Annotated in this window: 12 protein-coding genes; 8 read left to right on the top strand and 4 right to left on the bottom strand. The window is 41.7% G+C overall.

Going from position 1 to position 12,164, the window contains the following annotated elements:
* Positions 1-92: 92 nt before the first annotated feature.
* Entirely contained in the window at positions 93-902 is an 810-nt protein-coding gene (locus tag ACZ5GY_RS09030; RefSeq protein ID WP_213691948.1) for a phosphate ABC transporter substrate-binding protein, read from the bottom strand.
* Between the two features lie 223 nt (positions 903-1,125).
* Between ACZ5GY_RS09030 and ACZ5GY_RS09025 the strand changes: the two genes are divergently transcribed.
* The 8 genes from ACZ5GY_RS09025 to dgoD all read left to right on the top strand — a co-directional run bounded on the left by ACZ5GY_RS09025 (position 1,126) and on the right by dgoD (position 9,249).
* A complete protein-coding gene (locus ACZ5GY_RS09025) occupies positions 1,126-2,604 on the top strand; it encodes a UxaA family hydrolase (RefSeq protein WP_464111764.1) in 1,479 nt (492 codons plus the stop codon).
* Positions 2,605-2,696: 92 nt separating this feature from the next.
* Entirely contained in the window at positions 2,697-3,692 is a 996-nt protein-coding gene (locus ACZ5GY_RS09020) for a TRAP transporter substrate-binding protein (RefSeq protein WP_307880068.1), read from the top strand.
* Positions 3,693-3,798: 106 nt separating this feature from the next.
* Positions 3,799-4,284: a TRAP transporter small permease gene (locus tag ACZ5GY_RS09015; RefSeq protein ID WP_213691945.1), complete on the top strand. Its 486-nt coding sequence runs from the start codon at positions 3,799-3,801 to the stop codon at positions 4,282-4,284.
* A gap of 1 nt (position 4,285) precedes the next feature.
* Positions 4,286-5,560 carry a TRAP transporter large permease gene (locus ACZ5GY_RS09010; protein ID WP_213691944.1) on the top strand — a complete coding sequence of 425 codons (1,275 nt, stop codon included), beginning with the start codon at positions 4,286-4,288 and terminating at the stop codon, positions 5,558-5,560.
* 24 nt (positions 5,561-5,584) lie between these two features.
* Positions 5,585-6,373 carry an IclR family transcriptional regulator gene (locus ACZ5GY_RS09005; RefSeq protein WP_213691943.1) on the top strand — a complete coding sequence of 263 codons (789 nt, stop codon included), beginning with the start codon at positions 5,585-5,587 and terminating at the stop codon, positions 6,371-6,373.
* On the top strand, positions 6,373-7,035 hold the full coding sequence (gene eda / locus ACZ5GY_RS09000; RefSeq protein ID WP_213691942.1) for a bifunctional 4-hydroxy-2-oxoglutarate aldolase/2-dehydro-3-deoxy-phosphogluconate aldolase: 663 nt from the start codon (positions 6,373-6,375) through the stop codon (positions 7,033-7,035). The genes ACZ5GY_RS09005 and eda overlap by 1 nt, the downstream gene beginning before the upstream one ends.
* A gap of 18 nt (positions 7,036-7,053) precedes the next feature.
* Positions 7,054-8,082 carry a PfkB family carbohydrate kinase gene (locus tag ACZ5GY_RS08995; protein WP_213695797.1) on the top strand — a complete coding sequence of 343 codons (1,029 nt, stop codon included), beginning with the start codon at positions 7,054-7,056 and terminating at the stop codon, positions 8,080-8,082.
* Positions 8,083-8,097: 15 nt separating this feature from the next.
* Complete coding sequence (gene dgoD / locus ACZ5GY_RS08990) at positions 8,098-9,249, top strand: galactonate dehydratase (RefSeq protein ID WP_213701815.1); 1,152 nt, start codon at positions 8,098-8,100, stop codon at positions 9,247-9,249.
* Between the two features lie 67 nt (positions 9,250-9,316).
* On the opposite strand, the gene ACZ5GY_RS08985 is transcribed toward dgoD, so the two are convergent.
* The 3 genes from ACZ5GY_RS08985 to ACZ5GY_RS08975 are packed head-to-tail and all read right to left on the bottom strand — an operon-like array spanning position 9,317 to position 11,854.
* Positions 9,317-10,117: a MetQ/NlpA family ABC transporter substrate-binding protein gene (locus tag ACZ5GY_RS08985; protein ID WP_213692166.1), complete on the bottom strand. Its 801-nt coding sequence runs from the start codon at positions 10,115-10,117 to the stop codon at positions 9,317-9,319.
* Between the two features lie 59 nt (positions 10,118-10,176).
* Positions 10,177-10,839: a methionine ABC transporter permease gene (locus ACZ5GY_RS08980; RefSeq protein ID WP_213692165.1), complete on the bottom strand. Its 663-nt coding sequence runs from the start codon at positions 10,837-10,839 to the stop codon at positions 10,177-10,179.
* A complete protein-coding gene (locus ACZ5GY_RS08975; RefSeq protein ID WP_323401879.1) occupies positions 10,832-11,854 on the bottom strand; it encodes a methionine ABC transporter ATP-binding protein in 1,023 nt (340 codons plus the stop codon). Before ACZ5GY_RS08975 ends, ACZ5GY_RS08980 begins: the two co-directional genes overlap by 8 nt.
* Positions 11,855-12,164 lie beyond the last annotated feature (310 nt).

Raw genomic sequence — 12,164 nt, 5'->3', positions numbered from 1 at the left:
CACAAATCCTTTTTTGAGAATATATTCTCTTGAGAAGCAGGCAAGAATTCGCCTGCCGGGAACAGGCGAATTCTTGTTGTGCTTATTTATGATTAACGAAGAGGCACAAAACCTGCTTCTCCGACTATTTTTTGTCCGTCATCGCTAAGAACGAAATTGATAAAGTTTAGGGGCTCCCCTGTCGGCCACCCTCTGGTGAACATGTACAGATAGCGAGATACAGGATATGTTCCATTTAGTGCATTTGCTTTATTACCTTCAATTCCCTCTACTTTGATAGGTTTAACGGAGTCGTTCATATATCCTAAACCGATATATCCAATAGCATTCTCATTTTTAGCGACAGTTTGTACCATAGCTCCGTTGGATGCGACGACGAGTGCTCGTTTGTCCACTCGTTCTTTGTGAAGAATTTTTTCTTCCCACGTTTCATATGTTCCAGAGCTCGTATCTCTGCTAACAACTGCTATTGGTTTGTTGGGGCCGCCGACTTCTTTCCAGTTTTTGATTTTGCCCATATAGATTTTTTTGAGTTGTTCTATAGAAAGGTCTTGAACAGGATTTGATGTATGAACTACAGGAATAAGTGCATCCATCGCTACAGCGAAGGGAACAGGATAAGCACCATTCTCAACAGCTGCTTTGACTTCTGTGTCTTTTATGAATCTTGAAGAATCAGCTATATCTGTTGTTCCATCAATTATAGCTTTAATACCATTACCGCTTCCACCACCAGAGACAGTAATGGCTACTTCTGGGTGCGCTGTCATATACTTTTCAGCTGCGGATTGAGCAATGGGAAGAACTGTTGTGGAACCTTTGATAACAAGTTCTGCGGCTAAGGCTGCACCACTTACGGCTAAAACAGCAACAAGTGCTGCACCGGCTATTAATTTCTTCATCTCTTAAAGACCTCCTCGTATGTCTTTTTTCTTTTTGTTACGTTGAGACATAGTATAAGGACCTTATGTAACGAACGTGTCTCGCATTTGTAACAATAATGTTAAGAACATAGGTGTCTTTTTGCCTTTTTCCCCTTGATTTTTAACCATAAGCATGTCTTAATAGCATATAAGGTTCACATGACGGCTAGTTGGTCCTCAATGCGGAACGAGGTGTTTGGGAATGGGGTCTTTTCAAGGTTTAAAGTTAGGAATTAATGATACGATTTCGGTTACAACACATGAACTTCATAAAGGTGATTCACTCTTCATAAACGATAGTTTATCCATTCAGATTCAAGAAACTATTCCAGCGGGACATAAAGTAGCGTTAAAAAAAATAGAATTGGGCGAGAACGTTATAAAATACGGTCATTCTATTGGTATAGCCACAAAAAACATTGAGAGCGGAGATTGGGTCCACACCCATAATCTTTCTACGGCTCTCGAAGTTGAATGGTCTTCACGATGGCATTATGTTCCCCCTCAGATCACTCCTCCTTTTCAGACAAAAAATTTTATGGGATATCGACGTTCTACAGGTCGCGTTGGAATTCGAAATGAATTATGGGTTATTCCTACAGTAAGTTGTATCAACGATGTTTTACGAAATCTTATTCCTCAGTACGAAGCTCCTCAATGGGTTGATAGAGTCAGAGTTTTAGCTCATCCATATGGTTGTTCTCAACTTGGTGATGATTTTGAATATACGTTACGTGCCCTTTCTGGCCTGGCTTTTAATGGGAATGCTGCTGGAGTTTTAGTTGTAGGTATGGGATGTGAAAATTTACAGATTTCTTATATGAAAGATCGTCTTTCTAATCATCCTAACGTTGAATATACCGTTTTGCAAGAAGAAACAGATGATCAAGAAGCTCTTTTTTCACGTCTTGATTTGTTAGCAGAGAGAAGTCAGGTTTTCAGGCAGGAATGCCCTCTTTCAGATCTCGTGGTAGGCGTGAAATGTGGAGGTAGTGATGCCTTTTCGAGCATTACAGCCAATCCTCTCGTAGGGCTTTTCTCTGATTATCTTACATCTTGGGGTGGAACTCTTCTTGCTACAGAAATCCCTGAAATGTTTGGAGCAGAGGATATCCTTACTTCTCGTATAGAAGATGAAAGTGTTTATCTGCGTTTCGTAGAAATGATCAATTGGTTTAAAGAATATTTTACGTCTTATCATCAGCCGGTTTATGAAAATCCTTCACCTGGTAACAAAGAGGGCGGAATTACAACTTTGGAGGAAAAATCTCTGGGTGCAGTCGAAAAAACTGGGTCAGGTCTCATTTCAGATGTTTTAGGATATGGAGAACAATATAAACGTCCAGGTGTAAATATTGTTTTTAGCCCCGGTAATGATCCCGTTTCTGTTACATCTCTTGCTGCCAGCGGAGCTGTTTTAACTCTCTTCACAACGGGACGGGGTACGCCATACAGTTCTGCTGTTCCGTCGATAAAAATTGCTACGAATACAGCTCTTTACAACAAGAAGAAAAATTGGATGGATTTTAATGCAGGTCGTCTTCTTGAAGGGGAGGAGTGGCAACCTTTACTTGGAGAGTTAATTGATATGGTTATTAATGTTTCAAATGGCCGACCAACCTGTAATGAACATTTGAATATAGGAGAAATCGGTCTTTTTAAGCACGGAGTGATTTTATAAAAAGAGGAAGGGGGTTCTATTCTTTTTTAGGGGAATAACGCAGTAGGGTAGGCTTTTGTACACTATTTTTAAGGAGGATGTTTTTCGTGAAGATGATGAAATTCGTTCGTACTATGATTCTTACAGCATTAGTGATGGTCATGTGTTCCTCCATGGCTTTTGCCGCAACCACATTGAAAATAGCGAATTATTTTCCTGTGGATCATCCAGCCAATAAAGTACTTGCTGAAGTCTTTAAGCCTATGGTTGAAGCTAAAACCAATGGCTCTTTGCAGGTTCAGGTTTTCCCGAACAATCAGCTTGGTGCTGAGCAGGAGTTTGTAGAGGGAGTACAGCTCGGAACTATTGAAATGGCTCTTACAGGAAATCTTTGGGAAAATACTGTAGATCTTTTTAAGCTGCTTCAGCTTCCCTATATGTTTAATAGCTACGAACATGCAGACGCTGTCTTTAACGGCCCCATCGGAGAAAAAATTTATGAAAGCCTTAAGCCCCTCGGTGTAAAAATACTTGGTGCTTTCCCGAGAGGATTCAGAGTGATTTCTAATAACAAAAAGCCCATTAATTCCATCGAAGATTGTAAGGGCATCAAAATCAGAGTTTGGCAGGGCGAAGTTATTATTAAATTAATGCAGGGTTTTGGATTCAGCACTGTCGTTATGCCTATGAGTGAGGTCTTCACTGCTTTGCAGCAGGGTGTTGTTCATGGACAGGATAACCCTCTCATGACCTCCTATTATGCAGGTTGGTACGATGTTCAGAAATATGTTGCTATGACAAATCACATTTTTGGTTTCCAGTATTTTGTAATTAACCAGAAAGTTTGGGATAAGCTCTCTGCAGAAGAGCAGGCTGCCGTTAATGAAGCAACAAAAGCTTCTATCGCAGAGATCACAAAACTGACAAAAGCTGAAGAAAAGGATGTTTTACAGAAAACTATAGATAAAGGCCTCGAAGTAACATATCCTGACCTGAAGCCTTTTGTGGAAAGTGCACAGCCTATTATCGACAGTTATGTTAAGAGTTGCCCAGAAGCAGCTCCCTTCATTGAGCAGATTCGAGAGGTAGGCAAACAGTTCGAAAAATAAGATGTAAATAAACGTCACTTTTCCCGGCAGAAAATAGGTGAGTTGCATATCTTTTCTGCCGGAATTTTCTATTAGGGAGAATATGGCGAGAGGAGCTCGTTTTTATATGAAGAGTGTTATAAATGCCCTGTATCGCTTAATGTATCGCTTCGCAGATGGTATGGCGATCTTCATGCTTGGGGTCATGGTTTTTTCTGTTTTTACAAATGTCATTTTTCGCTTTTTTTATATGGCCTTCCCATGGGTGGATGAGGTGAGCCGTTTTGCTTTTGTATGGATGTCTTTCATGGCTATAGTTTCTGGACTCCGCATAGGTCTTCATCCTGCTTTTGATGTTCTTGTTACAAATACGCATGGTGTTGCGGGAAAGATTTTGCGAACGGCTATATCTGTTTGTATTGTTGTTTTCCTTGGCTTCTTGTTAAAGGGTGGAATTGATTATATTTCAAGAATCTACGTTCAGAAGACGTCTATTCTTGTTATTTCCGTAGCGTGGCAGTATTCTGCTGTTCCCATTGCAACAGTGATGATGCTTTTAGAAATGGTTCGTCAGATTATGCGTATTTGGACTTCGAAAGTGGAGGAAGCCTGATATGGTTGTATTGTTAGCTTTTCTTGGTTCGTTATTAGGATTTACTATTGTTGGTGTTCCCATTGGTTTTGGAATAGGACTTTCTGCGTTGGTACTTATGTTTGTAACGGGAACAGTTGAGCCTATGGTTCTCGCGCGCAGAATGATTACTGGAGTAGATGTGTACACCCTTTTGGCTATTCCTTTCTTTATGCTTGCAGGGGAGATTATGAACAAGGCTGGATTAGTTCATGATATTTTGCTTTTTGCCAATGCCCTTGTTGGTCGAGTTAAAGGGGGCCTTGCCTATGTCAATGTTGTGGCAAGTATGCTTTTTGCTGGCATAAGCGGTTCTGCTGTTGCCGATACTGCGGCTTTGGGATCTCTGGAAATTCCCATGATGGAAAAAGGCGGATATGACAGAAATTTTTCAACAGCCATTACTGCTGCCTCTTCTGTCATAGGTCCTATTATTCCACCGAGTGTTCCCATGATTATTTTGGGATCTATAGCTCAAATTTCTATTGCAAAACTTTTTCTTGGTGGTGCCATTCCAGGACTTCTTATCGGTATTGCCCTTTTAACTGTTTCTTATTTTGTTGCCCGTAAAAATAATTACCCAGTAAGTGAAAAAGTAGGGTTCCGAGATTTCCTAAAAGTTTTCAGAAAGACCATATGGGCGTTGATTCTTCCCCTTATTATTTTAGGGGGGATTTTGGGGGGAATATTTACAGCAACGGAGGCGGGAGCTGTTGCCGTCGTTTATGCTGTTGTCGTATCATATTTCCAATACAACGTAAAATGGTCTGCTTATCCGGAAATATTGAAAAGAGCTTCTTTGAATACTGGTGTCGTTATGTTGGTTTGTGCTTCAGCTATGGCTTTAACATGGTTTCTTGCTGTAGCGCAAGTTCCTCAACTTCTTACGAATATAATAATGAATATCACAGAAAACAAGTTGGCATTTTTGCTCATCCTTAACATCCTTCTCTTCCTTGTTGGCATGGTTATCGATTTAACACCTGCATTGTTCCTTCTTGTTCCTATCCTTTTGCCGGTGTGCAGAAGTTATGGAATTGACGATATTCACTTTGGTGTCATTATGGTTACTAATTTATGCGTAGGACTTATAACTCCTCCAGTCGGAACGGTTCTTTATGTAACAAACTCCATTTCAAAAGTATCTTTAGGAGCATTGGTGCGGTCTCTTCTCCCTATGTATATTGCCCTTTTTGCCGTTGTGTTGTTGGTGACGTATGTGCCTCAGATTGTTCTGTGGCTTCCCTCTCTGATGTAAGTGAGAGATAAAGGGGTGATGTAAGTGTCTGAAAAAAACAGGGTACAGGTTCTTCAGAAAGCAATAGCCGTTTTAGAAGACCTATCAGATCGACGAGAACCAGTAGGATTGACAGAAGTAGCAAAAGCGACAGAGCTTTCTAAAACCACAGCTTATCGCATTCTTTCAACTTTTGTAGAGAGTAATATCCTTATGAAGGATATTCATGGGCGCTACCAGATCGGGCCTGCTGTAGTGAAGTGGGCTGCGACTTATAACAGACGATCGGGATTGCTTGAAATGTCTCGTGATGTTTTAGAAATCATGAGGGACTATTCAGGGGAAACAATCCATCTTTTCGTTTTTGAAAATGGGAGAGCCTATTATCTCGAAAAACTTGAAAGTCCAAGTCCATTGGTTATGCGATCTAAGGTTGGAGCGGAGCTTCCTCTGTATAGTACAGCAGGAGGAAAAGCTATTCTTTCAGCCTTACCTCTTGAGCGTATAGAATCGTATCTCAAAAAAACTGTTTTAATAGAGCGAACGACAAATACTATCACCGATCCTGAAGAGTTAATTCAGCAACTTAAAATATATAAAACACGTGGATATAGTGAAGAAAATCAGGAGAATGAAGAGGGAATTCGTTGTGTTGCGGTTCCTATTGTTGATAGTAATGGTTTCCCTCTGGGAGCAGTGAGTGTGTCTGCACCGGCATATCGTTTTGATGATAAAAAGGCCGTAGTTTTAGGCCGTAAACTGGCACAAGAGACAGCGAAAATATCTCTTCGTATCAATCGGCGTCATTTAGAAACTATTAAGGAGGGATTCTAATGACATGTATTAAAAAGTATGAGGTCCTTTCGGCAGTAGAGGAACAGGGAATAGTAGGAATTATACGCACAGAAAATATAGAAAAAGGCATCGCAATGGCTGATGCCATGTTTGATGGAGGATTAAAGGTCGTTGAAGTTTCTATGACCTTTCAGGGCGCTTTGGATATAATGCGCACGACAGCTGAACGACATAAAGGAAAAGATCGCTTTGTGGGGGCAGGAACTGTTGTAGACGAGGCGACTGCCAGAATGTGCATTGTTAGCGGGTCTGAGTTTGTTGTTTCTCAAAGCCTTCACGATGATGTTGTTCGGACATGTAATAGATATGGTTTGCCTTGTATGCCTGGCATTGGAACGGTTTCAGAATTAATGCATGCCATGGAGCTTGGTGTAGATGTTGTCAAGGCTTTTCCTGGAAGTGTCTTGGGGCCACAGTTCATTAAGGCTGTTCACGGCCCGGTTCCTTATGCCAATATTATGCCAGTGGGAGGCGTGTCTCTCGATAATATGAAAGATTGGTTTAAGGCCGGAGCATTTGCTGTCGGGTTGGGAAGTGCTTTGACTAAACCCTCTGGAACTGATGGCGGTTACGATGCTGTACGAGAGACTACCGAAAAAGTTTTAGAGGAAATAGCTAGGATCAGAGCGAGTTTAAAGTAAGAGGAAGGGTGAGTTTTTATGGCTAAGTTTGTTACTTTTGGGGAAATAATGATGAGGTTAACACCTCCTGATCATGAAAAAATTCTGCAAACACCTAAGTTCGTAGCAACTTTTGGAGGCGCAGAGGCCAATGTTGCTGTTGCTTTATCCAACTATGGTGAGGATGCTGCCTTTGTAACAGTTGTTCCAGATAACCCCATCGGAGAGGGCGTTATTCACGAACTACGTGGCTTTGGTGTAGAGACTTGCTTTATTCGTAAAAGCGGAGATCGCCTTGGAATATATTTCACAGAAACTGGCTCGTGTATGCGTCCCTCAAAAGTTATTTATGACCGAGCGCACTCTGCTATCGCAGAAGTAAAACCTGGCGATTTTAATTGGGACACTATTCTGGAAGGAACCAAGTGGTTCCACGTAACAGGTATTACTCCTGCTATTGCTGAAGGAACAGCCGATGTGACCCTTGAGGCACTCAAAAAATGTAAGGAGAAGGGGATTACAGTTTCTTGCGATTTGAATTATCGTAAAAAGCTGTGGAAATGGGGCAAGAAGCCTATAGAAGTTATGCCTGAACTCATGAAGTATGTAGATGTAGTAATTGCCAACGAAGAAGATTGCCAGAAGTGTTTAGGCATAGAGGCAGACGTAGATGTAACTTCCGGATCCCTTGATGTCGATAAATATAGAGTTCTAAGTCAGAAAATGTTGCAGCAGTTTCCCAGCGTTAAATATCTTGCCGTAAGCTTGCGCGAGAGCGTTAGTGCTGATTGGAATAACTGGTCAGCTATCTTGGCTGAGCCAGGAGAAGTGCATGTGAGTAAAAAGTATGAAATTCGCCATATCGTAGATCGTATAGGCGGAGGAGATTCCTTTGGCTCAGGCCTGATTTACGGGCTCAATCACTTTGAGACTCCACAAGAAGCGCTGGAGTTTGCAGTAGCAGCTTCGGCATTGAAACATACTATTTATGGAGATTTCAACAGAGTATCAGTACAGGATGTTATGACGCTTGCTGGGGGAGATGCCAGCGGGCGAGTTCAACGTTAATAAACGGAGAGAATAATGAGTAAAATCGCACGCCTTGAACTGTTCAAAGTTCCACCACGTTGGCTCTTTTTGAAGATTACCACAGATGATGGTGTTGTTGGCTGGGGAGAACCTGTCGTAGAAGGTCGAGCCTCAACAGTGGCTGCAGCCGTTCGGGAGATGGAAGAATATCTTGTGGGGCGGGATCCTACGGAAATAGAAGACCTCTGGCAAGTGCTCTATCGGGGAGGGTTTTATAGAGGTGGGCCTGTTCTTATGAGTGCTATTTCTGGAATAGAACAAGCACTATGGGATATTACCGGAAAAATATATGGGCTGCCCGTCTATAAAATGTTAGGTGGTGCTGTGCGCCAAAAAATTCGTGTCTATTCATGGATTGGCGGAGACAGACCATCAGATGTGGCAGCTGAGGCCCGGGAAAAGTATCAGGCAGGAATGACAGCCATAAAAATGAACGCGACAGAAGAGATGGGCTGGATAGATTCTTATAAAAAGGTAGACGATGTTCTGGCTAGAGTTCAGGCTATACGAGACGTTCTTGGCGAGAAAATCGACATAGCTCTTGATTTTCACGGTCGTGTTCACAAGGCTATGGCCAGAATATTAATGAAAGAGCTTGAGCCTTATCGACTTATGTTTGTGGAAGAGCCGGTACTTATAGAGAATAGAGAGGCATTTTTGGAATTACGTCGCCATGCAACGATGCCTATTGCTACGGGAGAGAGAAATTTTGGGCGATGGGATTTTAAAACTCTTATAACAGATGGAGCAGTGGATATTATACAACCTGATTTAAGCCATGCTGGCGGAATCTGGGAAGTCCGTAAGATTGCTGCAATGGCAGAGGCGTATGATGTTGCTCTGGCTCCTCATTGTCCGTTGGGCCCCATTGCATTGGCAGCGTGCTTACAAGTGGATTTCTGCACGCCGAATGCTGTTATTCAGGAACAGAGCTTAAGCATTCATTATAATGTGGGAGCTGATTTGCTCGATTATCTTGAAAACCCAGCTCTCTTTGAGTATGAGAATGGATATGTAAAACTTCTTACGGCTCCAGGTTTGGGAATAGAGATTAACGAAGATGTTGTTCGAAAACGAGCTGACGAGGCTCTCGCTTGGAAAAATCCGATCTGGAGACTTGAAGACGGTACTATTGCCGAATGGTAAATTTATATTAACTATGTTGGATTTGCAGAGCGAGGCACCCATTTGAGGCACCTCGCTCTTTTCTCTTTTAGAAAGCTGGAACGACTCCGCCATTGTATTTTGAAAGAATAAATTCAGCGACTTTTTCCGAGCGTAGATATTTGATAAGAACCTCAAATTTTTTATCATTTTTGTGATCTTCCCGTACAGCTACTATATTAACGTAAGGAGATTCGCTCCCCTCTATTAGAAGTGCGTCTTTTGTCGGATTGAGACCGGCCTCCAGAGCATAATTACCATTAATGATAGCTCCATCTACGTCAGGAAGAACTCGTGGAAGCTGTGCTGCCTCTATGGCTTTGAAACGAAGTTTCTTGCTGTTTTCAACAATGTCGAGTTCAGTAGCTTCTAAGCCTGCTTTATCAGAGAGCTTAATAAGCCCGTGTGACTGAAGAAGCAGCAATGCTCTCCCCCCGTTTACGCTGTCGCTGGGTATGGCGATAAGTGCTTTTTCTTTAAGATTTTCAATAGCTTTTATTTTTTCTGAATAGAGCCCTAAGGGTTCTACGTGTACTGCCCCAATTGAAGCCAGTTTAGTTCCATGAGAGGCATTAAAACTTTCGAGATATGGTAGATGCTGATAAAAGTTAGCGTCGATCTCTCCGTCATCAAGAGCGAGGTTGGGCTTTACATAATCAGTAAATTCGATGATTTCAAGCTTTATCCCTTCTTTTGCAATATCATCTTTAATAACATTCAATATTTCCGCATGGGGAAGGGGTGTTGCTCCGATTTTAATAACTTCCTCTGCAGATAGGGCTGTAGGTGCGAGAGTTACGCATAAAGAAAAGAGTACTGTTAAAAGAAGAATACCAATATGTTTTTTCACGTTCCATTCCTCCATTTTGTATGTTGTTATAAAATTTTTTGCGCGCGCAGTTTGCTGATCTAGCGATGACGGGCTACATGTTGGGCTATTTTATTGCCTGCTCCCTGAATCACTTGAACCAGCAGAATAATTACTATGACAGCTGCCACAAGTACATCTGTTTGAAAGCGGTGGAATCCGTAACGAATGGCCAGATCGCCCAGCCCGCCGCCTCCAATAGCACCAGCCATGGCCGAATAGCCGATGATATTGATAATAGTAAGAGTTTCTCCCAGTATGAGAGAGGGAAGAGCTTCGGGTATCATAACTTTTAAAATAATATCCTTAGGATGAGTCCCCATAGAAACCGCTGCTTCTACAAGTCCTTTTTCAACTTCTTTTAGAGAGCTTTCCACAACTCTTCCAACAAAAGGCGCAGCTCCTATTGAAAGAGGAACAATAGATGCTGTTGTTCCAATGGTGGTTCCCACAATAATTCGAGAGAGTGGAAAGAGAACAATCATAAGAATAATGAATGGGAATGAACGACATATGTTTACGATGCTGTCGAGGGTGCGATAAATAGGTTCATTCTCTAATAATCCTCCTTTTTCGGTGACAACAAGGGCTACCCCTAAGGGGAAACCTAATAGAGTGGAAAAAAGAGTAGAGAAGAGAACCATGTAAATTGTTTCTAATGTTGGAGAAACAATAAGGTGTGTAAGAGCTAAAATTTTATCCATTCCAAACCACATCCACTTCTACACTTTTAGATTGAATGAAAGAGAGTGCGTTGTTAATTTCAGAGGGGGTTCCTGAAAGCTGAACAGTAAGATTTCCAATTCTGCTGCTATGCAGATGATCAATCTCTCCCGATAAAATATTGATTTCAACGCCGCTTTGTTTTATGGCTTGAGAGATAACGGGGTGATTTGCCGTCTCTCCATTGAAAGAGAAGGTCAAGACCGGTTTCCCAGCTTCATGAGGAAGTTTTTCATGATCGTATGTTGTGCGCGGAAGGTGACTTAAAAATTCCCGGGCAGTTTTAGACTGCGGCTTCATAAAGACATCTTTTACCGTTCCTAATTCCACAACTTCTCCCTGTTCTAATACGGCGACCCTATGGCAAATTTGACGAATGACGCCCATTTCGTGAGTAACGAGAACAATAGTTATGCCGAGCTTACGATTAATTTCATCAAGAAGGCTGAGTATGGATTGAGTCGTTTTGGGATCAAGAGCACTTGTTGCTTCATCGCAGAGTAAAACACTTGGATTGTTTGCTAATGCTCTGGCAATACCAACCCGTTGCTTTTGTCCCCCGCTGAGTTGCGATGGGTAGCTTTCTGCCTTGTCTGAAAGGTCAACAATGTCAAGCATTTCAGTTACTCTTTTAGAGATAGCATCAGAAGACCATTTTTCTATTTCAAGTGGAAATGCTACATTTTGAGAAACTGTACGTGATGTAAGCAAGTTGAAATGCTGAAAAATCATTCCTACATGACGTCGAAGTTTGCGGAGTTCAGGGGTTGAAAGACATGTAATATCAGTGTCTTCTATGAAAATATTTCCCGAACTGGGCTCTTCAAGTCTGTTAAGTGTGCGAAGTAATGTTGATTTTCCTGCCCCACTTAAACCGATAATGCCGAATATTTCTCCTTTTTGAATAGTGAGAGTTATATTGCGTAAAGCTTCAAAATCTCCTCTTTCAGAGCTATACGTCTTGTGTAGATTTTGGATGTTAATCAATAGATTCATCTCCTGTAATAATAGCGATAAAAGCATAAAAAAAACCGGAGCCTTCAATAAGAAGGCCCCGGCCTGAAAGTCAATCGACAGCAGCACTAAACTGCGTCGACCACGTCAGGAGGGCCGCCGCACACGCACATCATCATGCTATTCAAAACTGTTGCCGCTGCTGCTCTATTTTTTGCGTGCATGCTGGTTCCTCCTTGCTCTTAATATGGTGGTGCGCAGATTGTGGCATATGATATCTAAAAAAAGGTGTAGTGTCAACTGCTTAATAAACTCGTTGCTATATGTTTGATTAAACTAAAGAATATCCGCT

Source organism: Aminobacterium thunnarium (genome assembly GCF_055390565.1).
Note: the sequence above shows the minus strand (reverse complement) of the source record. Positions and strands in the feature narration are given on the sequence as shown.